Here is a 25,110-nt window from a genome sequence, read left to right on the forward strand (position 1 = left end):
TTTTTCGTGCCTGGAGAAACACCTGCGCGGTTTTCAGGTTGTACCGAAACGCCAGCATTGGCTAAGGTTCAAGCATTGCAAGGGAGGGCGAGCATGACTGCCGTCGAATTACCCGCTGTACCCCGAGTGCTGATTGCCGAGGCCGACCCGTGGTCTCGTGACCTGCTCAAACAAGTGTTGCTGAATGTGCGCTGCGATGCGCGGCTGGATCTGTGCGCCGATGGCCAGGAGGCAATGACGCTGCTCAGCGAAGTCCCCTATGACCTGGCGATCGTCGATTGGGAGTTGCCCGGTGTCGATGGCTTGAGCGTGTTGCGCAGTGTCCGTCAGCGCAAACGCAATCCGCCGCTGCCGTTCATTCTGATGAGCAGTCGCAACGACAGCGCCAGCGTGCGCGAAGCCTTGCCGCTGGCGCCGACCGCCTACCTGGCCAAACCCCTGAACATGGAAAGCCTGACCGAGCGTTTGCAGGGACTGCTGCTCAATGCTGGCGAAGAAGTGTTCTGCGAAGTGCCCGCATTGGCGCCAGGTATGACCTTGTCTGTGTTCCTCGAACGACGCCGCGAGCAGGCCGATGGTGCGCCGCTGATGACCGACGTGCAGGTGGCGGTCAAACGCAGCCTCAATCCCAATGGGCTGGATCTGAAGCTGCTGGAAGAGGAAATCCGCACCGATCCGCAGATCACCGCCGTGTTGATTGCTGCCGCCAACAGCGCCGCGCAGCACCATGGTGCGCCGGTGCAGACGCTGGCGCAGGCGTTGCATCGTTTGGGCACCGGGCAGAGCATGAACCTGATTCTTGGCCTGGCACTCAAGCGCAGCGCCCGACTCAGCGACCCGTGCCTGGCCGATTACGCCGAGCGCTATTGGGGCCTGTCGCTGCACACCGCCGAGTACGCCCGCACGCTGGCGCGGCTGCTCGATCTGGATCAGGAGCGCTGCTATTGCGCCGGGATGCTCCATCGCCTTGGCGATCTGGCGTTACTGCGTTGTCTGCAGGAATGGAAGCAGGCCGGCGGCGAGCTGGATGAACTGGAGGAAGTCGGCGATGCGCTGGCGGAATTCGGTGCGGCATATGGTTCAGCGTTGCGCACCCGTTGGCGCTTGCCGCTGGAGTTGCGCGAGCTGATTGCCTCGGTCTACCAGCTCGGTGGCGGGGTGTATTCCCGCGAAGCGCTGGTGATGAACATGGCGGCGCAGATGGCGAGGTTGACCGAGCATGAAGGCGTCGAGGAACTGGCCAAGAGCCGCACGGCGCGTTTGCTCAAGATCGGCTTGCCGGAGCTGATGCGGATGCGTAAATAACCGCGCGCACTACGAATCCCTGTGGGAGCGAGCTTGCTCGCGAAAGCGGTATGCCAGTCAGCGCTATGTTGACTGACAAGACGCCTTCGCGAGCAAGCTCGCTCCCACAGTAGTCTTGTGTTGGGCTGAGGTCTTGAATCAGGCGGAAATGATCCGGTTCTTGCCCTGCCGTTTGGCCTCGTACATCGCTGCGTCCGCGCGGGCGAACAGGGTGTCGAGGCTTTCGTCTTCCGCGGTGAGGCTGGTCAGGCCCTGGCTGACGGTGATGCCGAACGTCTGATCGGCGTGATTGAAGCTCAGCCGCTGGATTTCCCGTTGCAGCCGTTCGGCCACCTGCATTGCCATGTCCGGCGCACAACCCGGGAAAACCGCAGCAAACTCCTCACCACCAATCCTCCCGAACAGGTCGCCCCGGCGTAACGAGGCACGACCGCATTCGGCGATCCGTTGCAGCACGTTGTCGCCTTCGGGGTGGCCGTAGGTGTCGTTGATCACCTTGAAGTCATCGATGTCCAGTAGCAGGAACGCCAGTGGCGCGCCTTGCAGGCGGGCGTCTTCGAATTCACGGTGAGCGCATTCGAAGAAGTGTCGGCGATTGCTGCTCTGGGTCAGCACGTCGGTGGTGGCCAGGCGTTGCAGCTCGGTTTCCATCTGCTTCTTGTCAGTAATGTCTTCGGCGATGCCGACGATGATCACCGGTTGCCCCGGTTCGTCCTGACGGTTGATGAAGCACTTGTCACTGATCCAGCGCACCTGGCCGTCGGCGGCGATGATCCGGTATTCGCGGTCTTCCACGGCGCCTTTGTGCAGCACTTCGGCGAGGCTGCGTTCGGCGTATTCCAGATCGTCCGGGTAGATGCTGTCGCGCCACTGGTTGTAGTCGGCCAGCAGCAGGGCGGCGGAGCGGCCGAAAATCCGTTCATAGGCGGGGCTGACGTACAGCACCTGACGGGTTTCCCAGTTGAAGGCCCAAAGCACGGCGTTGACGCTGACCAGCAGCGAACTGAACAGCTGCTCGCGTTCGCTGAGCCGGGCGACTTCGCCCTGGGCGTGCATCAATGCCATCAGGGTTTGCGCGGCCTCGGGCCACTGGGGAGGGGATGAGTCTTTTTGATTGTTGTTGACCATCGACACGAATCTCAAAAGGCGTGCCGATCAGTCGACAACGGCCACGGGAAAACCCGCCGGGGGTGGCGAAGTGTCTTTGAGATAGGGGATCGAGGGTGAAGTTCCGAAGGGTGCGCCCGGGAACCGGGCGCACCGATCAACGGCACTCAGGCGGCGACAGGGCGCAGCGAGTAGGTTTTCAACTGGTCGGCGAATTCACGCAGGGACTGGATGCCGCTGGCCTCGGCCTCGTGTACCCATTCCTTGATGGCGGCGAGCATGTCGTGGCCATTTGCGCTGGTCTTGACCCAGATCTGCTGCAGGGCCAGGCGTTTCTCGTAGATTACCTTCAGCGCCTGGCTGTGCTCGAGCATGTTCTGGATGCGCGCGTGGTGGCGATCTTCCAGCAGGCTGGTTTCCCGCGACAGCAGGCGTTTGGCACGGTGAAACTGGTGGCGTACCGAGTGATCGACCTTGGCCAACTCCTGCTTCACCAGTGGCCCGATCACCAGCTTGCGGTACTGGGCCATGATCTGGAAGCGGTTGTTGAGGATCGCCATGGCGGTGTCCATGTCCAGGCTGCCCTTGCCTTCGACGCGGTGGGCGATCGGGGCAACACGCTGAACCTTGGCCAGACGCAGGAAGCTGAAGACCTGGATCCAGGCCCAGCCGAGGTCGAACTCCCACTTCCTGACCGACAGCTTGGCGGAATTGGGGTAGGTGTGATGGTTGTTGTGCAGTTCTTCGCCGCCGATCAGGATGCCCCAAGGCACCAGATTGGTCGCCGCGTCGCGGCATTCGAAGTTACGGTAGCCGACGGCATGGCCGAGACCGTTGACCACACCGGCCGCCCAGACCGGGATCCACATCATCTGGATCGCCCAGATGGTGATGCCGATGGTGCCGAACAGCAGCAGGTCGACGACGGCCATGATCGCCACGCCCAGCAGCCGGTAGCGGCTGTAGAGGTTGCGCTCGATCCAGTCTTCGGGGCAGTTCTTGCCGTAGATGCGCAGGGTTTCCGGGTTCTGCGCTTCTTCGCGGTACAGCTCGGCACCTTTGCGCAGGACCGTGGACAGACCCTTGACGACCGGACTGTGCGGGTCATCTTCGGTTTCGCATTTGGCGTGGTGTTTGCGGTGGATGGCGGTCCACTCGCGGGTGTTCTGTGCCGTGGTCAGCCACAGCCAGAAACGGAAGAAATGCTTCAGGCCGGCATTCAGCTCCAGGGAGCGATGGGCCGAGTAGCGGTGCAAGTAGACCGTGACGGCAACGATCGTCACGTGGGTCATCACCAGGGTGACGGCGACCAGTGACCAGGCCGACAAGCCAAGAAAACCTTCGTACCACATAGGCTATAGGGCCCTCGATAAAGAAAAAACAGCCGTTGCATTATCACCAAGCACACAGATAAAACCAGTCGCCCTTTCAGATAAGAGATGGCTGGATGTTTCTTGACCTATAATCCCGACATTTTTGTAGGGACATGGACGGCCGAATGTCTGCCACTTACCGCGATGCCTTGCGTGCAGCGCTGCTTTACCTGGTCCTTGCCGTTGTCTGGCTGCAAGGTACTGGCTATTTATTGAACAGTTTCTTCGATAACTCAGACGAACTGCTGCGCTGGCAACTGATCAACGGCTACGTGTTCGTAGCGCTCAGCGCCGGGTTGATCTTCCTGGCCCGGGCGCGGCTGTTCGAATGCCTGGGGATCGGTGCCCGATTGCGTGAACGCCAGGCGGATCGCGAACGCCTGCGTCAGGCTGCTGCGGTATTCGATTGCACCCGCGAAGGCGTGCTGGTCACGGACCGGCAGGGGCTGATCGTGCACGTCAATCGCGCCTTCATGGAAATCACCGGTTATCAGCGCGAGGAAGTCATCGGCCAGCAGCCCAGCCTGTTCAAGTCCGGACACCATCCTCCGGGGTTCTATCAGGCGATGTTCGCCACCTTGCAGACGAAGGACGAGTGGAGCGGCGAAATCTGGAACCGGCGCAAGAGCGGCGAGATTTATCCACAGTGGCAAACCATTCGGGTGATCCGCGACGAGGACGATCGGCTCAGCCATTACGTCGCGGTGTTTTCGGACATCAGCGCGATCAAGGATTCCGAACACGAACTCAAGCACCTGGCTCACCACGATCCGCTGACCGACCTGCCCAATCGCCTGCTGTTCAGCGACCGCGCCGAACAGGCGCTGGCATCGGCGCAGACCCACAAGCGCGGCTGCGCGCTGCTGATGATCGATCTGGACCATTTCAAACTGATCAACGACAGCCTCGGCCACACCATCGGTGACCGTTTGCTCAAGGCGGTCGCGGCGCGTTTGCAGGCGCTGTTCGGGCCGGGCATCACCCTGGCGCGGCTGGGCGGCGATGAATTCGCGGTTCTGCTGGAAAGTTGTCCACAGCCGGCGCAGGCGGCGGCGCTGGCTCAGCGCATTCTCGATGCGCTCAAGGAGCCGTTCTGCCTCGACGGCCATGAACTGTTCATCAATGCCAGCCTCGGCATCAGTCTGTTTCCCAGCGATGCGTTGAGCGCCGAACAGCTGTTGCGTAACGCCGATGCGGCGCTGTTCAAGGCCAAGAGCAGTGGCCGCAACGGTTACGCGCTGTACACCGAAGAGCTCACTGCCCACGCCCAGCAGCGGGTCGAAATCGCCTTCGAATTGCGCCGCGCGCTGGAGCAGCAGGAGCTGCGGGTCTACTACCAACCGGTACACGACCTGAAAACCAGCCGCCTGATCGGCGTCGAGGCGTTGGTGCGCTGGGAACATCCACAACGGGGCCTGGTGTCGCCGGCGGAGTTCATTCCTATTGCCGAGCGTACCGGGCTGATCTCGGAAATCGATGCCTGGGTCATGCAGCACGCCTGCCGGCAGATGTGCCAATGGCAGCAGGCCGGGGTGGTGCTGTCGTTTGTCGCGGTGAACGTGTCGTCACGCCTGTTCGCCCGCCGCGAGTTGTACGAGCAGGTTGCGCAGGTGCTGCACGACACTGGCCTGGATCCGGCCTACCTTGAGCTGGAAGTCACCGAAAGCGCGGTGATGGACGATCCGGAAGTCGCGCTGGAACAGATGCATCGCCTGCGCGAGCTGGGCATTCGTCTGGCCATCGATGACTTCGGTACCGGTTATTCGTCGTTGCTGCGGCTCAAGCGCCTGCCGGTGCAGAAGCTCAAGATCGATCAGGGTTTCGTCGCCGGCCTGCCGTGGGACGAGGACGACGCGGCGATCGTCCGGGTGATCATCGCCCTGGCCCGCAGTATGGGCATGCAGGTGCACGCCGAGGGCATCGAGCAGGCGGAACAGGCGGCGTTCCTGCTGGGCCAGGCCTGTGATCTGGGGCAGGGCTACTGGTTTGGGCGGCCGGTTCCGGAAGCGCAAATCGACTGGAACCGGGCGCCCTTGATCGAATGAGAGTGGCGTACGGCGGGTTTGCCCACGGTCAAATCCGCCGCAAACCCTTGCTGCATCACATAATGTTTTCCAGTTATATAAACATTCTTAAATAGTCTTTTTAAGAATATCCGCGCCTCTCTTATATTGCTCCCACGCCGAACGCAGTGCCGCCCACTGCCAGGCATATCCCATACAAAGGAGCAGCACCATGAGCGCATCCCTGCGTAGCGTTGACGGTCAGGACGAAAGCACCATTTTGCGCGAAATCCAGAGCGCCTTGCGCGACCTGCGTTTCGGCGCGGTGGAAATCACTGTGCATAACGCCCAGGTGGTCCAGATCGAACGCAAAGAAAAATTCCGCTTGCAGCAACCGGGCAACAAACCGAGCTGAAACCGAAAAGATTCCAGCCTGCGCCCGCTCTTGCCGGGGATCAATGCAAGAGTGGGCGCAGGCGGTGATCTTTACAGGCAACCCGATTTTCGAAATTCATAAGAAAAAGCCACCACCAAGAATTCCAGGAGCTTTCACCATGTCGTCGATTCGCCGTTACGCTTTGGCCGCCCTGGCCAGCGCTGTGTTTGCCGGTTCCGCGGTTGCCAAGGATTACGAACTGCTCAACGTGTCCTATGACCCGACGCGCGAGCTGTATCAGGATTACAACGCCGAGTTCGTGAAGTACTGGCAGTCGGAGCACGCCGGCGACACCGTGAAAATCCAGCAATCCCACGGCGGTTCGGGCAAGCAGGGCCGTGCGGTGATCGATGGTCTGCGCGCCGACGTCGTGACCCTGGCCCTGGCCGGCGACATCGACGAAATCGCCAAACTCGGCAAAACCCTGCCGGCTGACTGGCAGAAGCGTCTGCCGGACGCCAGCACTCCTTACACCTCGACCATCGTGTTCCTGGTGCGCAAAGGCAACCCGAAAGGCATCAAGGACTGGGGCGACCTGATCAAGAACGACGTCTCGGTCATCACCCCGAACCCGAAAACCTCCGGCGGTGCGCGCTGGAACTTCCTCGCGGCATGGGCCTACGGCCTGAAAGCCAACGGCGGCAACGAGGCCAAAGCCAAGGAATACGTACAGACCCTGTTCAAGCACGTTCCGGTTCTGGACACCGGCGCCCGTGGCTCGACCATCACCTTCGTCAACAACGGTCAGGGTGACGTGTTGCTGGCCTGGGAAAACGAAGCCTTCCTGGCGCTGAAAGAAGACGGCGGCAAGGACAAGTTCGACATCGTCGTGCCTTCGCTGTCGATCCTCGCCGAACCACCGGTGGCCGTGGTCGACAAGAACGCCGAGAAGAAGGGCAACGAGCAGATCGCCGAAGCCTACCTCAAGCACCTGTACAGCCCGGCCGGCCAGGAAATCGCGGCGAAGAACTTCTACCGCCCGCGTGACAAGGACGTGGCTGCCAAGTACGCCCAGCAGTTCCCGAAACTGGAACTGGTGACCATCGACAAGGACTTCGGTGGCTGGAAAACCGCGCAACCGAAATTCTTCAACGACGGTGGCGTGTTCGACCAGATCTATCAGGCGCAGTAATCTCAAATGAAACGAGCCTGATGCTCAGGCACGAAACCATGTGGGAGCGGGCTTGCTCGCGAAGAAGGTGTGTCAGACGACGTAAATGTTGAATGATAGGGCCCATTCGCGAGCAAGCCCGCTCCCACATTGATGCGTTTTTAACCAAGGACTTTTATGTCGCGTCGTATCTCCCCCGTCATACCCGGCTTCGGGCTGACGCTGGGCTACACCTTGGTGTACCTCAGCCTGATTGTGCTTATCCCGCTGGCGGCGATGTTCGTCCACGCCGCCCAACTCACCTGGGATCAGTTCTGGACGATCATCTCCGCGCCCCGCGTCCTCGCCGCACTGAAGCTGAGCTTCGGCACCGCGCTGTGCGCCGCGATCATCAACGGCATCATCGGCACGTTGCTGGCCTGGGTGCTGGTGCGCTACACGTTCCCGGGGCGCAAGGTGATCGACGCGATGATCGATCTGCCGTTCGCCTTGCCGACCGCGGTGGCCGGTATTGCGCTGACGGCGCTGTACACGCCGACCGGGCTGGTCGGGCAGTTCGCCGCCGACCTTGGTTTCAAGATCGCCTACACCCCGCTCGGGATTACCCTGGCGCTGACCTTCGTGACCCTGCCGTTCGTGGTGCGCACGGTACAGCCGGTGCTGGCCGACATCCCGCGTGAAGTCGAAGAAGCGGCCGCGTGCCTGGGTGCCAAACCGTTGCAGGTGTTCCGTCACATTCTGCTGCCGGCGCTGTTGCCGGCCTGGCTGACCGGTTTTGCCCTGGCGTTTGCCCGGGGCGTTGGCGAGTACGGTTCGGTGATTTTCATCGCCGGCAACATGCCGATGAAAACCGAGATCCTGCCGCTGCTGATCATGGTCAAGCTCGACCAGTACGATTACACCGGCGCTACCTCCATCGGCGTGTTGATGCTGGTGGTTTCCTTCGTCCTGTTGCTGCTGATCAACTTGCTGCAGCGGCGCATCGAAACCCCATAAGGAGGCGCGAACCATGTCCCAATCGTCTATTGCGGCCGCGTCCTCGGCCAACGCCGCCCGCCGTGGCAGCGCCACTTCGCGCAGAGTCCTGATCGGCCTCGGCTGGTTGATTTTCTTCCTGTTTCTGCTGCTGCCGCTGTTCATCGTGGTGTCGCAGGGATTGAAGAACGGCCTCGGCGCATTCTTCACTGCGATCTTTGAACCGGATGCCTTGTCGGCGCTGAAGCTCACCGTGATCGCGGTGCTGGTGTCGGTGCCGCTGAACCTGGTGTTCGGTGTCAGCGCCGCGTGGTGCGTGAGCAAATACTCGTTCCGCGGCAAGAGTATGTTGGTGACGCTGATCGACCTGCCGTTCTCGGTGTCGCCGGTGATCGCTGGTCTGGTCTACGTGTTGATGTTCGGTGCCCAGGGCCTGTTCGGGCCGTGGCTGCAGGATCACGACATCCAGATCGTCTTCGCCCTGCCGGGCATCGTGCTGGCGACGATCTTCGTCACAGTGCCATTCGTGGCCCGTGAGCTGATCCCGCTGATGCAGGAACAAGGCACTCAGGAAGAGGAAGCCGCGCGCCTGCTCGGCGCCAATGGCTGGCAGATGTTCTGGCACGTGACCGTCCCCAACATCAAATGGGGCCTGATCTATGGCGTGGTGCTGTGTACCGCGCGGGCCATGGGTGAGTTCGGTGCGGTGTCGGTGGTCTCCGGGCACATTCGCGGGGTGACCAACACCTTGCCGCTGCACGTCGAGATCCTCTACAACGAATACAACCACGTGGCCGCGTTCGCCGTGGCGAGCCTGTTGCTGATCCTGGCGCTCTTCATCCTGCTGCTCAAGCAGTGGAGCGAAAACCGTATCAACCGCCTGCGCGCCAGCGCCGCGGAGGAATAATTCATGTCGATCGAAGTGCGTAACGTCAGCAAGAATTTCAATGCGTTCAAGGCGTTGGACAACATCAGCCTGGACATCCACAGCGGTGAACTGGTGGCGCTGCTCGGCCCGTCCGGCTGCGGCAAGACCACCCTGCTGCGCATCATTGCCGGTCTGGAAACCCCGGATAACGGCAACATCGTGTTCCACGGCGAGGACGTGTCCGGCCACGACGTGCGGGATCGCAACGTCGGTTTCGTGTTCCAGCACTACGCCCTGTTCCGCCACATGACGGTGTTCGACAACGTCGCGTTCGGCCTGCGCATGAAACCGAAAAACCAGCGCCCGAACGAAAGCCAGATCGCGACCAAGGTTCACGAGCTGCTGAACATGGTGCAACTGGACTGGCTGTCGGATCGTTATCCGGAGCAACTGTCCGGCGGCCAGCGTCAGCGTATCGCCCTGGCCCGCGCCTTGGCGGTAGAGCCTAAAGTGCTGCTGCTCGACGAGCCGTTCGGCGCCCTCGACGCCAAGGTGCGCAAAGAGCTGCGTCGCTGGCTGGCGCGCCTGCACGAAGACATCAACCTGACGTCGGTGTTCGTGACCCACGACCAGGAAGAGGCGATGGAAGTGGCTGACCGCATTGTGGTGATGAACAAGGGGGTGATCGAGCAGATCGGCTCACCGGGCGACGTCTACGAAAACCCGGCCAGCGATTTCGTCTATCACTTCCTCGGCGATTCGAACCGTCTGCATCTGGGCGATGACAACCACGTGCTGTTCCGCCCGCACGAAGTGTCGTTGTCGCGGCATGAGCTGGAGGATCACCACGCCGCTGAAGTCCGCGATATCCGGCCGCTGGGCGCGACCACGCGGGTGACGTTGAAGGTTGAAGGTCAGCCTGATCTGATCGAGGCGGAAGTGGTGAAAGACCACGACAGCCTGACCGGGTTGGCCAAGGGGGAGACGCTGTTCTTCAAGCCGAAGGTCTGGCAGAAAGTCGCGAGTCTTTAAAATCAAAAGCTTCGTCGGATCGCCGCCCGGAGCAAGCTCGCTCCCACATTTGGAACGCATTCCATTGTGGGAGCGAGCTTGCTCGCGAAAGCGGCTTACACAGCAGCCCTGTTCGGATTGACCCGCACCACGCCCGCCCGCGCCTCGATCTGCTCTTTCAGCTCATGCCGCATCCCGAGCATGAACGCCAGTTCGGCCACCACAAACAGCGGCCCGACAATCAACCCGCTCAAGTCATCCACAAACGCCGGTTTGCGCCCCTCGTAATGGTGCCCGACAAACTGGATTACCCAGCCGATCACGAACATCGCCAGACCGCTGCTGAGCCAGACCATGGTGCTCTGCTGCGCCAGAACATGCCCGGCCCAGACCGATAGCCCCATCAACACGGTCATCAGAACCCCTAGCTTCAGCTCCAGGCGCAGGTAAAACCACGCCGAAGCAAGGGCGGCAATCACCGCCGGGGAAATCCACAATCCACCCACCGACCATTCCGGCCGCGACAACAGCACGGCCACCGCCACCACAATCAGCGGAATCCCGATAAAGTGGCTGGCGATGTTGCGCGGGTCACGGTGGTAAGCGGCGTATTGACTCAAATGATCGACGAGGCTTTTCATTGTTGTTCCTCCTGTAGGGTGATCGAATCATGCCCCGGGCAGACGGCTCGCTCTGTCAGGCAGGCGACAATCTTTAGGAGAACGCATGGATAAGGTCTGGCGCGAGCGCCTGCTGACCGGGCAATGGTTCAGTCATCTGCCTTCGTCCTTTCAGGATAGTCTGCTGGCGGCGGCCCGGGAGCGGCGGCTGGTGGCGGGGCAGCGGCTGTTCCAGCGCGGTGATGCGCCGTGCGGGCTGTACGCGGTGCTCGAAGGCGCGGTACGCATCGGCGCGGTCAGCGAGCAGGGCAAGGAGGCGTTGCTGAGTCTGGTGGAGGCGCCGCACTGGTTCGGCGAAATCTGCCTGTTCGACGGCCAGCCCCGCACCCATGATGCCTACGCGGTCGGGCCTTGCACCTTGCTGAACATTCCTCAGGCCACGCTGCTGAAACTGCTCGACGAGCAGCCCGTCTACTGGCGGCATCTCGCTCTGTTAATGAGCCACAAACTGCGCCTGACCTTCATCAACCTCGAACAGCTGAGCCTGCTGCCGGCCCCGGCGCGCCTGGCCCATCGCTTGCTGATGATCGCCGAAGGCTACGGCGAACTCGACCCGCCACGCCGGGTGCTGCAACTGCCCCAGGAGCAGCTGGCGTCGATGCTGTCGCTGTCGCGGCAGACCACCAACCAGATCCTCAAGGAGTTGCAGGGGCAGGGGATTATCGGCTTGAGTTATGGCGAGATCGAAATCCTCGACACTGATCGCCTGCGGGCACTTGCCACACTTTAGTGTTCACTACTATCCCTGTGGGAGCGGGCTTGCCCGCGATTGGGGCTGTCAGTTGTCCTCTATGTCGATTGACACGACGCCATCGCGGGCAAGCCCGCTCCCACAGGGGAATTGTATGTGGCTTACGAGCCGCGATAGGTCGAGAAGCCATAAGGGCTCAGCAGCAGTGGGATGTGATAGTGCTGATCCGTCTGTTTCACTTTAAAAATCACCGGAATCTCCGGAAAGAAAGTCTCGTGCTTCGCCTTTTCGAAGTACTCGCCGGTCTTGAATACCACCCGATATTCACCCGCTTCGAACGGTTTGTTCGCCGGGAACAGCTCGGCGATCCGTCCCTGTTCATTGGTGGTGCCCTGCGCCAGCGGCTGCCAGTCCTGGCCGATATGGCGTTCCAGTGTCACGTTGATGCCCGGCGACGGCAGGCCGTTTTCCAGATTGAGCACGTGCACGCTCAACGGGTTGCCGGCGGCCAGCGCCAGGCTCGAAAAAGCGCTCAAGCCAAGCGCGGCGAAAGTCATGCGCAGTGGGGTCATGGTGATGCTCCGGGGTTCAAGTACGGTTGATGGACAGGCCGACGATTTCGGCAGCCTTGATCGCGCAGTTCTCGTCCTGCTCGCCGCCGCCGGAACCGGCCACGCCCATGGCGCCGACCAGTTCTTTCCCGGCAAACAGAGGGACGCCACCGCCGAGCAACAGCAACTCATCGAGGGTGTTGAGGTTGGCGGTTTCCGGGTTACTTCGGGCGCGCTCGGCGAACAACCGGGTCGGGGTTTTCGTCGATAGCGCGGTGTAGGCCTTGCGTTGGCTGGCGACGGTGTTGTGCGGGCCGATACCGTCGCCGCGCAAGGTCACCAACAGGTTGCCGCCACGGTCGAGCACCGACACCGTGCCGGTGCAGTTTTCCAGCGCTGCATCGGCCAGCAGCCGTGCGGTTTTCAGATCGAGATCGGCGTGACGGGGCAGTTCAGGCGCGGCGATTGCGGCAGTGCCGAAGCTGATTGCCAGGCTGGCGATCCAGTATTTTGCGGACATGGGCAGGCTCCAGAAGCGAAGGCCGCCACCTTATCCGTCGGTCCCCGTCGAAACCTCGTCAGTCGGATTACAAGTTTGTAATGGGCAACGCGGCCGAAGGGGCCTAGCCTGTGCCTCTGATCAATCGAGGTGTGCCATGCGTTTGCTGGTTGTAGAAGATGAAGCCAAAACCGCGAATTTCCTCGCCAAAGGGCTGGGTGAGTCGGGTTTTGCCGTGGATGTGGCACTGAATGGCCTCGACGGGCGCTACTTCATCGAGCAGCAGGAATATGACTTGATCATCCTCGATGTAATGCTGCCGGGCCTCAACGGCTGGCAATTGCTCCAGCTGATCCGTCAGCGTGGCGCCACGCCGGTACTGTTCCTGACAGCGAAGGACGCTATCGAAGACCGCGTGCGTGGCCTCGAACTGGGGGCCGATGACTATTTGCTCAAGCCGTTCGCCTTCGCCGAATTGCTCGCGCGGGTGCGCACATTGTTGCGGCGCGGGCCGATGCGCGAGGCCGAGTCGTACAACATCGCCGACCTGGAAATCGACGTGTTGCGCCGCCGGGTCAGCCGTGGCGGCCAGCGCATCGCCCTGACCAACAAGGAATTCGCCCTGCTGCATTTGCTCGCCAGCCGTCAGGGTGAAGTGTTGTCGCGCACGCTGATCGCTTCGCAGGTGTGGAACCTGAATTTCGACAGCGACACCAACATGGTCGAAGTCGCAGTGCGCCGCTTGCGTTCGAAAGTCGATGATCCGTATATGCCCAAACTGATCCACACCGTGCGCGGGGTCGGCTATCAACTCGAAGCGCCCGACGATGCGCACTAGTTCCATCGCCTGGCGCCTGGCTCTGGCGTTCGCAGCCGTCTGTGCGCTGGTACTCAGCGCGATCGGCGTGTTCCTGTATCGCTCACTGGCCTCGGAAATCGCCTGGCGCGACGACATGGCGTTGCTCGGTCGTCTGGAACAGGTGCGCGCGCTGCTCGCCGACAGCGACAGCCTCGACGCCTTGCAGGCGCGCCCTCGGCTGTACCAGAACATGCTCGGCAACCTCGACAGTCTGCTGCTGGTGAAACGCGCGGACGGCTCGAATGTGATCACGATCAACCCTCGCCAACGCGCACTGCCGTCCGTGCAGGCCATTCCCCGGGATCAACCGCCGCAACGCCGTGATGTGCTGACCTGGCAGGCGGCGGACGGTATCGAACTCGCCCTGTTGTCAGGCCAGGCCCAAGGGCCGAACGGCGAAGCGCTGACCGTGATCGCCGGCAAGGTCTTGAGCGAGCGCGAGCAGATGCTCGGCAGCTATCGCCTGCGCTTGTATCTGGCCGTCGGACTGGGTGCCGTGCTCGCCTTCACGCTGGGCCTGGTGTTGTTACGCCGAGGTTTGAAGCCTCTGCGCAAGCTGAGTGAAGCGCTGCGCGGCATCGACCTGCGCAGCCTCGACCAACGCGTTCCCACCGCCGGCACACCAGCGGAATTGCTGGAACCGGTGCACGCGCTGAACGGCATGCTCGTGCGGCTGGACGACGGTTTCCAGCGCCTCTCACAGTTTTCCGCCGACCTCGCCCACGAGATCCGCACGCCCCTGCACACCTTGCTCGCCAGCAACGGCCAGGCACTGAACTATCCGCGCAGCAGCACCGAGTATCAGGAAGTGCTGGCCTCGAACATGGAAGAGTTCGAACGGCTCAAGCGCATGGCCGAAAACCTGATGTTTCTCGCCCGCGCCGAGCAAGCTGAGCGAGCGCTCGATCTGCGCACGCTGGAATTGCGCGAAATCGGCGATGAGTTGTGCGACTACTTCGAGGCCTTGGCCTATGACCGTGAAATCCGCCTCGAAAACACGCTCAGCGGAGAATTGCTGGCGGATCAGCAACTGCTGCAACGCGCCTTGGGCAACCTGTTGGCCAACGCCGTACGCCACGCCGACCCGGGTTCGGTCATCAGCCTGTGCCGGCGCGATGAGCCAGGCGTGTGCTGGCTGCAAGTCCACAACCTCGGCCCGGTCATCGCGGAAGAGCATCTGGGCAAACTGTTCGACCGCTTCTACCGCGTTGACCCGTCCCGCGCGGAGCCGGGAGATTCCGGCGGATTGGGACTGGCGATCGTGCAGTCGATCATGCAGTTGCATGGTGGACGGGTGCGGGTTAGCAGTGATGCAGCGGGTACGGTTTTTGAGCTTGGATTTGTAACCAGTCGCTAATCGACCCACACATGCCGTTTCATCTGAACTAAACTTGCCCTCAATCGGCATCAAATACGATGCATTTATTTTTATTAGCGCTTTATTGCACTGCATATAATGCACTGGTGTGTCATGGAACAGTTGGGCGAATTGATCAGAACTCTGCGCAAAGCGCAAAAACTCTCGCAACAGGCGCTGGCGCAACGTTACGGCATGAGCCGCGCCACCATTTCGGGTATCGAAAACAATACGATTTCTGAAATTGGTCTGCGCAAAGTCGAGGCGATCCTTAACGGCTTTGGCTATGAGCTGACAGCGGTTCCCGTGAGAGCGCAACGCCCGACACTCGACGCGTTGCAGAAGGCCAATTTCCATGACTGAGCCGACAGATCGCTTGCACATCACCGTCGCTGATAGCCCGGTCGGAACGCTCGGTCGAGGGCAGCCGGGCATGGACAGTGTGTTCAGTTATCGCGAGGACGCCATCGACGAGAATGCAGTGTCGCTGACAATGCCGACCCGGCTGGAGAGCTACGGCTGGGAGCGGGGCATTCATCCCGTCTTCGAAATGAATCTGCCGGAAGGCGCGCTGCGCGATGAGCTGGTTCGACGCTTCAGTAAGGCCGTGCGCGGTTTTGATGATTTCGCCTTGCTCGCAATCGTCGGACCGCATCAGTTGGGACGGCTGGCGATTACCAGTGAGTCGGCAACCGAACGTCAGCCCGAAACATCACTGGCCGAGCTTCTGGTGCACGACGGTGCCCAGGGACTGTTCGATGATTTGCTACAGAAGTACGGCCAATACTCCGGTGTTTCAGGTGTGCAGCCCAAAGTTCTGGTGCGCGACAGTGCGGCAGCAGTTGATCGCCTGACTCACCGAGGCTCCACACATCTGGTCAAAGCCTTCCGTCCCGAAGAATTTCCCGAGCTGGCGACCAACGAGTACTTCTGTATGCGCGCCGCAGCGCTTAGCGGACTTGAAGTGCCAAAGTTTGAATTGAGTGAGCAGGGCAAATTTCTGGTGGTCGAGCGTTTTGACCTGATTGAGCACGGCTATCTGGGTTTCGAGGACTTTTGCGTACTCAACGGCTGGCCTTCCAGAGCCAAATACGATGGCTCTTACGAAGGCGCTGCCCGACAGATCAAAGCCTTTGTTTCGCCTGCGCTGTTGAGTCAGGCGCTGGAAGCTTTTTTCAAGATCGTAGCGCTGTCAGCGGGACTGAAAAACGGCGATGCGCATCTGAAGAACTTCGGTGTGCTGTATGAACATTGCGGCGCGCAGGCCTCGATCCGACTGGCCCCGGCTTACGACATCATCACCACATCGGTTTACATCAGGAACGACAGCCTGGCCTTGCTGTTGGGCGGGTCGAAGGCATGGCCCAAGCACAAGGCGCTCATCCGCTTCGGTCGTACGGCATGCAATCTCACTGAAGGTCGCTGCAATGAACTACTGCAACAGGTTGTTCATGGCATGCAGACGGCGATGGCGGAAATGCTGGAGCATTGCCGAAGCCATCAGTCGTTCGCCGAGGTAGGTACGGCAATGATCGAGCAGTGGGAATCCGGGATTGAGCGCAGTCTGACCAAGGGTTGAGCGACCCATTTGCGCTCAGCGCAACTGATCCCGAAACTGCCCCGGTGTCATCCCCGTCCAGCGTTTGAACGCGCGGCTGAAGCTGCTGGTGTCGGCAAATCCCAAAAGATAACTGACCTCGCTCAGCGAGCATTGCGGATCGCGCAGGTGCAGCAGCGCGAGGTTTTCGCGGCTTTCATTCAGCAGGGTGTCGAAGCGACAACCCTCGTCCGCCAGGTGCCGTTGAAGGCTGCGCAGGCTCAGGTGCAGGGCCTGGGCGATGCGTTCGGCGCTGGGTTCGCCTTCGGGCAGTTGTTCTTCGATGGCATCGCGCACCTTGCGCTCCCAGGTCAGCGGCTTGAGCTGGGCGAGGGTGCGTTTGAGCACTGCTTCGTTATGTTCGGCCAGTTCCGGGTTGGCGTCGTCGAGGTGGCTGTCGAAGTCGATGAGGGCGAATTCGATCCGGTCTTCTTCGGCGGAAAAATGCACCGGCGAGCGGAACACCTTATGCCATTGATGCGCATCGGCTGGTTCCGGGCGACGTAGATACACCGCCAGTGGTGCGTAGTCGCGGCCCAGGCGATTGCGGCAGGTGCGCACGTAAATCGCGGCGAAGGCGTCGATGGCCTCGAAGGCGGGCGCCGGGTTGTCGGCCGGGATCTTCAGGCGAAACCGATAGCGGTCTTCGGTGCGGGTCAGCTCCAGTTCCAGCGCGTCGCTGACCACCTGGTGATAACGCACGATCCGCTCGAACACTTCCCGCAGGCTGCCGCTGGCCACTAACGCGTAGCCCAATGCGTGAAACGTCGTGGGGCTGACAAAGCGCGACACTCGTAAACCGATCGCCGGATCACCGCTGACCTGTACCGCGATTTCCCACAGGCGGGTGGTGGCGGACAACGGATAGCGGGCGTTCGGGTCGTCCATCAGTTGCGGATCGAGCCCGGCCTGCCGGCACAGGGCAGTGCTGTCCAGCCCCAGCGCGTCGAGTTGCTTGCGCAGTGCACGGGTCCAGCTGGCGAGAGAAGTCGGTTCCTTCATGCTGATTGGCGCTTCCGGTCAACAGGTTGGCGTTCTCGGCTACCGCGTTCGGAATCCGCGCGGGGCAGGATACGAACATCAATAACCAGAGGATGGAAGCATGGACCGTACTTCTGCAAGTCCCCAGCGACACAATGCTGCCCAGCGATCAGCGCATATTCGCGAAGTAGTGCTGGCCAAGGGCGTCGAGCTGCGCGAGCGCTACCCGATTCTCAAGCATCAGGACGCCCTCGGCGCGGGGATTCTGGCGTTTGCTTTGGCCGGGATGATCGGTTCGGCGGCGCTCTATATCACCGGGCACTTGGCGTGGTGGGCGTGCCTGTTGCTCAACGCGTTTTTTGCCTCGCTGACCCATGAGCTCGAACATGACCTGATCCACAGCATGTATTTCCGCAAACAGCGCGTGCCGCACAACCTGATGATGGGTCTGGTGTGGCTGGCGCGGCCGAGCACGATCAACCCGTGGATCCGCCGTCATCTGCACCTCAATCATCACAAGGTGTCCGGCACCGAAACCGACATGGAAGAACGGGCGATCACCAACGGCGAGCCTTGGGGTTTTGCGCGGTTGCTGATGGTCGGCGACAACGTGATGTCGGCGTTTATCCGCATGCTTCGAGCCAAGACCTGGGCGCATAAATTCAACATCATCAAGCGTTCGCTGAAAGTCTACGCGCCGCTGGCGCTGGTGCATTGGGGGGCGTGGTATGTGTTTCTCGGGTTCCACGCGGCCAATGGCATCGCTTACTTGATGGGCTCGCCGATTGAATGGTCGGCGACCACGTTGTCGGTGATGCAAGTGATCGACATCGCCGCCGTGGTGATCATCGGCCCGAACGTGTTGCGCACCTTCTGCCTGCACTTCATCAGTTCGAACATGCATTACTACGGGGATGTGGAGCCGGGCAATGTGCTTCAGCAGTGTCAGGTGTTGAATCCTTGGTGGCTCTGGCCGTTGCAGGCGTTTTGCTTCAACTTCGGCAGCAGTCACGGGATTCATCATTTTGTGGTGAAGGAGCCGTTTTACATTCGCCAGTTGACGGTGCCGGTGGCGCATAAGGTGATGCGGGAGATGGGGGTTCGGTTTAACGATTTCGGGACGTTTGGGCGGGCGAACAGGTTTGTTCGCAAGGATGAAGCAGAGGTGCAAGAAAACGCACGTACAGCCCGGGCTTGATGGTGAGTTTGCGGGCCTCTTCGCGGGCAAGTCGAATCGTCGCACCGCCGCTCCCACAGGGGAATGCATTTCAACTGTGGGAGCGGCGGTGCGACGATTCGACTTGCCCGCGAAGGCGTCAGGTCGGGCAACCTCAATCCGGCTGAAACGGCGAGGCACTCAAAATCACGCCAGTCTCTTCCACATACTTTTGCCAGTGCTCGATCAAAGTGTTGAGCTTGTCCGGCTGACTCGACGCCAGATCATGAATCTCCCCCGGATCACTGCCCAGATCATAAAGCTGCCAGGTCGCCGGCCCCACCGGCCCGGGAATCCACACCGCCTTCCACTGCCCCTGCCGAATCGCCCGGCGTCCGAACAATTCCCAGCCGGTGACGGTGTGCTCGTCATGCACCTGCGCCGTCTCGCCGGACAAAAAGCCCAGCCACGATTTACCGCGCAACGGCGCTACCGGTTTGCCGTGCCACTGCTTGCCCGGATGGCGCACGCCGGCCAGATCGAGGAGGGTCGGCGTGATGTCCATCACCGTGCCGAAACCATGGCTGATCTGCCCCTTCAGCGGCAGTTGCGGATAGTGCAACAGTGCCGGAACGCGAATCCCGCCCTCGGTGGTGAACGCCTTGAACAGGCGTGACGGCGCGGTCGCCACCTGTGCCCAGTTCGGGCCGTACCAGACGTAGGAATTGGCGCGGCCTATGTTGTCGAGGCTGTTGTCGTAATGCTGGTTCAGATAGGTCAGCAATTCCGGGCCGAACTTGGGGAAGGCCTCCAGCAGCGCGCCCTCGGCGCCGTTATCGGACATGAACAGGATGAAGGTATTGTCGAGCTGGCCCTGCTGGCGCAGGTAGTCGACGACGCGGCCGATGTTCCAGTCCATGCGCTCGACCATCGCCGCGTAGACTTCCATCGCCCGGGCGGAGATGCGTTTTTGTTCATCGCTCAGCGCGTCCCATTGCGCGGTCAGCTGGATCAGCGGATGCGGCTCGACATCCGCTTCGATCAGCCCCAGCGATTTGAGTTTTTCCAGACGCTCAAGGCGCAGCACTTCCGGCCCCGCGTCGTAGCGGCCACGGTATTTTTCGACGATGTCGGCGGGCGCCTGCAGCGGCCAGTGCGGCGCGGAAAACGGCAGGTAGGCGAAGAACGGCCGGCTCTGGTCACGCTCCTTGAGGTATTGCAAAAGCTTGTCGCCGAAGGCGTCGGAGGAATAGAAATCCTTCGGTAATTCGTCGATGAACGTGTCGTCCTCGATGTACAGCGCCGGGGTGGATTTCAGTAGACCGGGCGTGTGCTCATCGTAGGTCGGTTCGAATCCGTAGTGGTTCGCCGCGCCGGGCAGCAGCGAGAACGAACGCTCGAAACCTCGGGCGTGGGGCGCCAGTTCGGCGGTCAGGCCCAGGTGCCATTTGCCGCTCATCAAGGTCTGGTAACCGGCCTCGCGCAGCAACTCCGGCAACGCGACGACATGGTCGTTGAGGTAACCCTCGTACCCCGGTTTGCCGATGAGTTCCGGGGTCAACGCTTCGGCCATGGTGCCGATACCGGCGATGTGGTGATCGGTGCCGGTGAGCAGCATCGAACGGGTCGGCGAACAGGTCGGTGCGGTGTGAAAATCGGTCAGACGCAGGCCATTGTTGGCCAGGGCATCGAGGTTCGGCGTGGCGATTTCGCCGCCGAAGGCACCGATGTCGGAGAAGCCGAGATCATCGGCCAGAATCACCAGAAAGTTGGGACGTTGCGGCATCAACAGGCTCCTGTTCAGCAGGCAATGAACGACAGCGGCAGATCACGGATCTGTACCGGTGCGCTCGGTTGGTAATGATCGTCACTGGTCAGTTCGTGCAGCAGCTCTTCGCGCAACTGATGGAAGTCGAAACTGCTGCGCTGGCGCGGATGGGGCAGGGCGATGTCCACCACTTGTTTGATCCGGCCGGGGCGCGGTTCCATCACCACTACGCGGTCGGCGAGGAAGATCGCTTCCTCGACATCGTGGGTGACCAGAATCGTGGTGATTTTTGCCCGCTCGCGAATCGCCAGCAGTTCGTCCTGCATCTGCTGGCGGGTCAGCGCGTCGAGGGCGCCGAAGGGTTCGTCGAGCAGCAGGATCCGTGGGCTCGCCACCAGCCCGCGAGCAATCGCCACGCGTTGGGCCATGCCGCCGGAGAGTTGATGCGGGTAGGCGCGGGTGAAGTCGCGCAGGCCCACCAGTTCGATGAAATCGTTGATGCGTTGCTGCTTTTCGGAGGCAGCCAGCGGCTCGTTGACCAGACCCAGGCCAATGTTGTCCGCCACCGTCAGCCACGGGAACAAACGGTGTTCCTGAAACACGATGCCGCGCTCGCCGCCAATGCCGCTGACGGCTTTGCCATCGACTGTGATCTGCCCGCGAAATTGCGTATCGAGGCCCACCAGCAAACGCAGCAGGGTTGATTTGCCACAGCCGCTGGAGCCGACGATGGCGACGAATTCGCCCTCCGCAATGTCGAGGTTGAATTCGCGAATCGCCTCCAGTTCGAAACCGTCGACGTCGAAGGATTTGCCTACATGGTTGAAGCTGACAATCGGTGCGTTCATGCGTGTCTCCAGCGGGTGGCGCGGATTTCCAGGCGTTGGCCAATGAGGTTGAGCAGGGCGCCGGTGAGGCCGACCAGCAGCATCCCGGCCATGATCAGATCCATACGCAGCAGTTGCTGGGCGCCGATCATCTGGCTGCCGATGCCGCCGTTGGACGGCATGAAATATTCGGCGCCGATGGTGCCGAGCCAGGCGTAGATCAGGCTCAGGCGCAGGCCGGCGAAGATCCCCGGTGCGGCACCCGGCAGCACCAGTCGGCGCAGGCGTTGAGCGAGGCTCAGGCGCAGTACTTGTGCGGCTTCGTTGAGCTGTGGTGAGAGGTTGGCGACGCTGCGTTGAGTCGCGACGAACAACGGAAAGAAAGCGGCGAGGGCGACGAACACCCACTTCGCCAGTTCGCCCAGACCGAACCATGCGGTCAGCAGCGGCACCCAGGCAAAAATCGCGATCTGGCGCAGGGCGGCGAGGGTCGGACCGAGTACGCGCTCGCTGGTCCGTGACAGACCCAGCAACAAGCCCAGCACGAGGCCGAGGCCGCCGCCAATCAGCAAGCCGCCGAGGGTGCGGCCCAGGCTCAGGGCCATACCCGAAATCAACGTGCCGTCGAGCAATCCGTTTTTGGTTGCCTCAAGCACCACCCACGGGCTGACCAGAATGTTGGCATCGATCCACCGCTGATCGACTGCCAGTTGCCACAGCGCAAACAGCGCCAGTGGCAGCAGCCACGGCTGCACGCGCTGCCAGCCTTCATAGCGTGGGCCGCGACGAATTTCTGCCGTGGCGGGATGGGGCCAGTGCACCAGTTTCCTGTCCAGCAGGCCGATGCCGCGATCCATCGCCACGCCGATCAGGCCGATCACCACGATGCACACGAACACGATATCGAGCATGAACAATTGACGCGCCCAGACCATCAGGTAACCGATGCCTTCGCTGGAGGCCAACAACTCAACGGCAAGCAACGACGTCCAGCCCGCGGCCAGCGCCAGGCGCACGCCGGCCATGAACGCCGGAAGGGCGGCGGGCAGCACCAGTCGGCGAATCAGCAGGCGTGGCGGCAGACGCAACACGGCGGCGGCTTCGCGCAATTTGGGTTGCGCATCGCGTACGCCGACCAGCGTGTGCAGGGTCACGGGCACCACGATGGCCTTGACCAGCACCACCAGTTTCAGCGTTTCGCCGATGCCGAAAAAAACCATGAACAGTGGAATCCACGCCAGCGTCGGCACCTGGGCCAGACCGGCGAAAGTCGGAAAGACCAAGCGTTCGAGGCGACGGCTAAAGCCCAGCGCCGCGCCGAGTACCGCGCCGGCGGCAATGCCCGTCAGCAGGCCCCAGAACAGCCGTTGCAGGCTGATCCACAAGTGACTCCACAACTCGCCCTGGGACAGCTCGATCGCGCTGTTCAACACCAGCGATGGTGCAGGCAGAATCTGTTCGCTCATCCATTGATTGCGCGCCGCCAGCCACCACAGCGCGAACAGCCCGAGCGGTAATATCCAGGGTAAAACGCGGTGGCTCAGGCTTGGCCAGGTGCGCCGGCTTTTCAACGGCGGAGCGGCCAGTGGCAGGCTGAGCAGGGATTCACGGGCCATGGTGACCTCCGTTGTCGGGTTGGATCGGGTCAGCGGAATTAGCTAAAAACCAATTGTTATAAGAGAATTAGAAAATAATAATTTTGGAGATAAGCAGCGCCATTTAAGGCCTCCAGCCCTCCACGCATCCAATGCATTCGAAGAATATTTTCGATGCTCTCCATGCATACGGCTCTGCATGTCCCGACTTTGCTGGCTTAGCGTGAAAAGCTATAAAAATGTGCTTTTTAAGTATTTAAGCGCTGATGCGGATTGCGCCTACTTTCGGCTCCTCAATGCCCGCCGTGATCAGGAGCTGCACCCATGAACCTTCCCTTCAAACGTGTCATCAGTCTGTTTGCCGCGCCGGCACTGGCGGGTCTGCTGGCGTTCTCTGCCCAGGCCGACGAGCTCAAGGAAATCAGGATTGCCGTGCCTGATCTGAGCGCGGGTACTCAACACAGCGGCGGGGGTATCGTGGACGTGCTGCGCGATCAGCAGATCTTCGAAAAGGCCTTCGCCGATCAGGGCATCAAGATTCAGTGGAGTTTCTTCAAGGGAGCCGGGCCTGTGATCAACGAGGCGTTTGCCAACGGCCAGGTGGATCTCGCCTATCTCGGAGATCTGGCGGCCATCATCGGCAAGTCCAACGGACTGGATACGCGCCTGCTCAGCGCCAGCGCCCGGGGTGTGAAGCAATACCTGGGCGTGGTGCCGGGTTCGGGGATCAAGACGTTGCAGGATCTGAAAGGCAAGCGCGTGGCGATCTTCCGCGGCACCGCGACCCAGTTGTCGTTCGATGCCGCGCTGGCCAGTGTGGGCTTGAGCGAAAAGGACGTGAAAGTGATCAACCTCGATTTCAATGCAGCGGTTGCCGCGCTGGCGGCGAAGCAGATCGATGCGTCGTGGGGCAGTTCCGGGTTGACTGCATTGCAGGCCAAGGGCCTGGCCGAGTTGCCGCTTAGCACCAAAGACCTCGGTGGCGCCGGCAGCGTACAGTCGGTGCTGGTGGGCACTGGCAAGTTTGTCGACGGGCATCCGGAAGCGGTAGCGAAGCTGCTCAAGGCGCAGCAACAGGCGGTGGAGTGGCTGACTCAGGACAGCAACAAGGACGCCTACGTGCAACTGGTCTCGGGGCTGGCGAGCTATCCGCCAGTGATCCTGACCCAGGATCTGAAGGATCAGAACCTGAGTGAAGTCTTCCCGTCGACACTGGACCCGCTGTTCCTCGAAAACCTGCAGGGCAAGGTGGATCTGGCGGCACAGCAGAAGCTGATCCGCAAGCCGTTCAAGGTGAACGAGTGGGTGGCGCCTGAGCTGGCGGCTGCGAAGCTCTGAATTTTTAGCGTCAGAGCAGACCTCATCGCCAGCAGGCTGGCTCCCATAATTGGATGCATTTCATGTGGGAGCCAGCCTGCTGGCGATGACGACCTCAAACCGCGACGCTGATTTCCTGTTTATCCACTGCCACCAACGTCTCGATCATCGCCCGCGCCGCCGGTGACAGCCGGAATCCCGTGCGGCTGACGATCCCGCACCGTGCATTCATGCTCTCCAGGTTCTGCGGCAGGTTGCGCCAGTGCAGCAGCGCCAGCGAGCCCTGGGCGATGTCCTCGACAAACGCCTCTTCAGTGCCCACGCCAATCGCGTTGGATTGCAGCACCACTTTCACCAGCGCCGGAAAATGCTCGGTCTCGATGGTCGGGGAAAAATCGATCCGCCCGCTGAGATTCGCCAGCAGTTTGCGAATGCCCGGCGGGATCAGCGTGGTCGCCAGCGGATAGTCGAACATGTCGTTGGTCGACAGGCTTTCCTTGGCCAGCAGCGGATGCCCCGGCCGGCAGAAAAATACCCCGCGCTTGGGCGTCAGCGGCTGGGTCTGGAAGTTCGGGTCGGATTCGAAATGGCGGATGTCGGCGATGAAGAATTCGATCTCTTCACGGCTCAGGGCGCGGCTGAGTTTTTCCCAGTTATCCACCTGAAAACAGGTGCGCACTTTCGGGTGCGCATTGATGAATTGCGCCACCGCGTCCGGCACCAGTTTCACCGCCGGCGCCGGGCCGCAACCGAAGTGCAGTTCGCCGGCATCGAGCTTGGTCATCTGCGTCACTTCGGCGCTGAGCAACGCCGCGCCCTGCACCAGGGTCAAGGCGTGTTGCAGCACCACCTGGCCTTCGGGCGTGGGGCGCAGATCCTTGTTGCCGCGATCCACCAGCACGCAGCCGAACTCCTGCTCCAGCCCTTGAATGCTCCGGCTGAACGCCGGTTGAGTGATGCCCATGGCGTCGGCCGCGCGGACAAAACTGCGGTGTTCGTTGAGGGCGATGAAGTAGCGCAACTGGCGAAGATCCATATGCTTT

At 61.3% G+C, this 25,110-nt stretch carries 24 protein-coding genes; 14 read left to right on the forward strand and 10 right to left on the reverse strand.

The window, feature by feature from the left end:
* Window positions 1-93 precede the first annotated feature (93 nt).
* Window positions 94-1,305 (forward strand): response regulator, encoded by a 1,212-nt coding sequence (locus CAF63_RS07375; RefSeq protein WP_085684281.1) that lies wholly within the window; start codon window positions 94-96, stop codon window positions 1,303-1,305.
* A gap of 138 nt (window positions 1,306-1,443) precedes the next feature.
* Here the strand turns inward: CAF63_RS07375 and CAF63_RS07380 are convergent, their stop codons facing one another.
* Together CAF63_RS07380 and desA are read right to left on the reverse strand one after the other, a co-directional pair.
* Complete coding sequence (locus CAF63_RS07380; protein ID WP_085684279.1) at window positions 1,444-2,433, reverse strand: sensor domain-containing diguanylate cyclase; 990 nt, start codon at window positions 2,431-2,433, stop codon at window positions 1,444-1,446.
* Window positions 2,434-2,579: 146 nt separating this feature from the next.
* On the reverse strand, window positions 2,580-3,764 hold the full coding sequence (gene desA, locus CAF63_RS07385; protein WP_085684277.1) for a delta-9 fatty acid desaturase DesA: 1,185 nt from the start codon (window positions 3,762-3,764) through the stop codon (window positions 2,580-2,582).
* A 146-nt stretch (window positions 3,765-3,910) separates the two neighbouring features.
* Between desA and dibA the strand changes: the two genes are divergently transcribed.
* The 6 genes from dibA to CAF63_RS07415 all read left to right on the forward strand — a co-directional run bounded on the left by dibA (window position 3,911) and on the right by CAF63_RS07415 (window position 10,210).
* Window positions 3,911-5,830: a phosphodiesterase DibA gene (gene dibA, locus CAF63_RS07390; RefSeq protein WP_085684275.1), complete on the forward strand. Its 1,920-nt coding sequence runs from the start codon at window positions 3,911-3,913 to the stop codon at window positions 5,828-5,830.
* A 190-nt stretch (window positions 5,831-6,020) separates the two neighbouring features.
* Window positions 6,021-6,203 (forward strand): sulfur starvation response protein OscA, encoded by a 183-nt coding sequence (gene oscA, locus CAF63_RS07395; protein WP_039772974.1) that lies wholly within the window; start codon window positions 6,021-6,023, stop codon window positions 6,201-6,203.
* A gap of 139 nt (window positions 6,204-6,342) precedes the next feature.
* Window positions 6,343-7,356 (forward strand): sulfate ABC transporter substrate-binding protein, encoded by a 1,014-nt coding sequence (locus CAF63_RS07400; protein WP_011331904.1) that lies wholly within the window; start codon window positions 6,343-6,345, stop codon window positions 7,354-7,356.
* Between the two features lie 156 nt (window positions 7,357-7,512).
* Window positions 7,513-8,331: a sulfate ABC transporter permease subunit CysT gene (gene cysT, locus CAF63_RS07405; protein WP_007952818.1), complete on the forward strand. Its 819-nt coding sequence runs from the start codon at window positions 7,513-7,515 to the stop codon at window positions 8,329-8,331.
* Between the two features lie 13 nt (window positions 8,332-8,344).
* Entirely contained in the window at window positions 8,345-9,217 is an 873-nt protein-coding gene (cysW, locus tag CAF63_RS07410; protein WP_085684273.1) for a sulfate ABC transporter permease subunit CysW, read from the forward strand.
* Window positions 9,218-9,220: 3 nt separating this feature from the next.
* Window positions 9,221-10,210, forward strand: a complete 990-nt coding sequence (locus CAF63_RS07415) for a sulfate/molybdate ABC transporter ATP-binding protein (RefSeq protein WP_085684271.1) — start codon at window positions 9,221-9,223, stop codon at window positions 10,208-10,210.
* A 95-nt stretch (window positions 10,211-10,305) separates the two neighbouring features.
* On the opposite strand, the gene CAF63_RS07420 is transcribed toward CAF63_RS07415, so the two are convergent.
* Complete coding sequence (locus tag CAF63_RS07420; RefSeq protein WP_085684269.1) at window positions 10,306-10,830, reverse strand: DUF962 domain-containing protein; 525 nt, start codon at window positions 10,828-10,830, stop codon at window positions 10,306-10,308.
* 85 nt (window positions 10,831-10,915) lie between these two features.
* Here CAF63_RS07420 and CAF63_RS07425 point away from each other — a divergent pair, with 85 nt between their 5' ends.
* Complete coding sequence (locus CAF63_RS07425) at window positions 10,916-11,599, forward strand: Crp/Fnr family transcriptional regulator (protein WP_085684267.1); 684 nt, start codon at window positions 10,916-10,918, stop codon at window positions 11,597-11,599.
* Window positions 11,600-11,721: 122 nt separating this feature from the next.
* Here the strand turns inward: CAF63_RS07425 and uraH are convergent, their stop codons facing one another.
* The gene (gene uraH / locus CAF63_RS07430) at window positions 11,722-12,132 is read right to left on the reverse strand and encodes a hydroxyisourate hydrolase (RefSeq protein ID WP_085684265.1); all 411 of its coding nucleotides are present in this window, start codon (window positions 12,130-12,132) and stop codon (window positions 11,722-11,724) included.
* Between the two features lie 16 nt (window positions 12,133-12,148).
* The gene (locus tag CAF63_RS07435; RefSeq protein WP_085684263.1) at window positions 12,149-12,631 is read right to left on the reverse strand and encodes a heme-binding protein; all 483 of its coding nucleotides are present in this window, start codon (window positions 12,629-12,631) and stop codon (window positions 12,149-12,151) included.
* Window positions 12,632-12,767: 136 nt separating this feature from the next.
* Between CAF63_RS07435 and CAF63_RS07440 the strand changes: the two genes are divergently transcribed.
* The 4 genes from CAF63_RS07440 to CAF63_RS07455 all read left to right on the forward strand — a co-directional run bounded on the left by CAF63_RS07440 (window position 12,768) and on the right by CAF63_RS07455 (window position 16,405).
* A complete protein-coding gene (locus tag CAF63_RS07440; RefSeq protein WP_085684261.1) occupies window positions 12,768-13,448 on the forward strand; it encodes a heavy metal response regulator transcription factor in 681 nt (226 codons plus the stop codon).
* Window positions 13,438-14,826 (forward strand): heavy metal sensor histidine kinase, encoded by a 1,389-nt coding sequence (locus CAF63_RS07445; protein WP_085684259.1) that lies wholly within the window; start codon window positions 13,438-13,440, stop codon window positions 14,824-14,826. The genes CAF63_RS07440 and CAF63_RS07445 overlap by 11 nt, the downstream gene beginning before the upstream one ends.
* A gap of 114 nt (window positions 14,827-14,940) precedes the next feature.
* The gene (locus CAF63_RS07450; protein WP_011331913.1) at window positions 14,941-15,189 is read left to right on the forward strand and encodes a helix-turn-helix domain-containing protein; all 249 of its coding nucleotides are present in this window, start codon (window positions 14,941-14,943) and stop codon (window positions 15,187-15,189) included.
* Window positions 15,182-16,405 carry a type II toxin-antitoxin system HipA family toxin gene (locus CAF63_RS07455; protein WP_085684256.1) on the forward strand — a complete coding sequence of 408 codons (1,224 nt, stop codon included), beginning with the start codon at window positions 15,182-15,184 and terminating at the stop codon, window positions 16,403-16,405. Before CAF63_RS07450 ends, CAF63_RS07455 begins: the two co-directional genes overlap by 8 nt.
* Before the next feature lie 15 nt (window positions 16,406-16,420).
* On the opposite strand, the gene CAF63_RS07460 is transcribed toward CAF63_RS07455, so the two are convergent.
* Window positions 16,421-17,425 carry an AraC family transcriptional regulator gene (locus CAF63_RS07460; RefSeq protein ID WP_085684254.1) on the reverse strand — a complete coding sequence of 335 codons (1,005 nt, stop codon included), beginning with the start codon at window positions 17,423-17,425 and terminating at the stop codon, window positions 16,421-16,423.
* A 100-nt stretch (window positions 17,426-17,525) separates the two neighbouring features.
* Between CAF63_RS07460 and CAF63_RS07465 the strand changes: the two genes are divergently transcribed.
* Window positions 17,526-18,602 (forward strand): fatty acid desaturase, encoded by a 1,077-nt coding sequence (locus tag CAF63_RS07465; RefSeq protein ID WP_085684252.1) that lies wholly within the window; start codon window positions 17,526-17,528, stop codon window positions 18,600-18,602.
* Between the two features lie 133 nt (window positions 18,603-18,735).
* Here the strand turns inward: CAF63_RS07465 and CAF63_RS07470 are convergent, their stop codons facing one another.
* Genes CAF63_RS07470 through CAF63_RS07480 form a run of 3 tightly spaced genes read right to left on the reverse strand, consistent with a single transcriptional unit; the run spans window position 18,736 to window position 22,771 of the window.
* A complete protein-coding gene (locus tag CAF63_RS07470) occupies window positions 18,736-20,346 on the reverse strand; it encodes an arylsulfatase (protein WP_085684250.1) in 1,611 nt (536 codons plus the stop codon).
* Between the two features lie 14 nt (window positions 20,347-20,360).
* Window positions 20,361-21,176 carry an ABC transporter ATP-binding protein gene (locus CAF63_RS07475; RefSeq protein ID WP_085684248.1) on the reverse strand — a complete coding sequence of 272 codons (816 nt, stop codon included), beginning with the start codon at window positions 21,174-21,176 and terminating at the stop codon, window positions 20,361-20,363.
* Window positions 21,173-22,771, reverse strand: a complete 1,599-nt coding sequence (locus CAF63_RS07480; RefSeq protein WP_085684246.1) for an ABC transporter permease — start codon at window positions 22,769-22,771, stop codon at window positions 21,173-21,175. Before CAF63_RS07480 ends, CAF63_RS07475 begins: the two co-directional genes overlap by 4 nt.
* A gap of 303 nt (window positions 22,772-23,074) precedes the next feature.
* Here CAF63_RS07480 and CAF63_RS07485 point away from each other — a divergent pair, with 303 nt between their 5' ends.
* Window positions 23,075-24,088, forward strand: coding sequence for an ABC transporter substrate-binding protein (locus tag CAF63_RS07485; RefSeq protein WP_085684244.1), 1,014 nt, complete (start codon window positions 23,075-23,077; stop codon window positions 24,086-24,088).
* Between the two features lie 94 nt (window positions 24,089-24,182).
* On the opposite strand, the gene CAF63_RS07490 is transcribed toward CAF63_RS07485, so the two are convergent.
* Window positions 24,183-25,103 (reverse strand): LysR family transcriptional regulator, encoded by a 921-nt coding sequence (locus CAF63_RS07490; protein WP_039764497.1) that lies wholly within the window; start codon window positions 25,101-25,103, stop codon window positions 24,183-24,185.
* Window positions 25,104-25,110 lie beyond the last annotated feature (7 nt).

Origin of the sequence: Pseudomonas sp. B20(2017), assembly GCF_002113125.1 — a bacterium.
Classification (GTDB): domain Bacteria; phylum Pseudomonadota; class Gammaproteobacteria; order Pseudomonadales; family Pseudomonadaceae; genus Aquipseudomonas.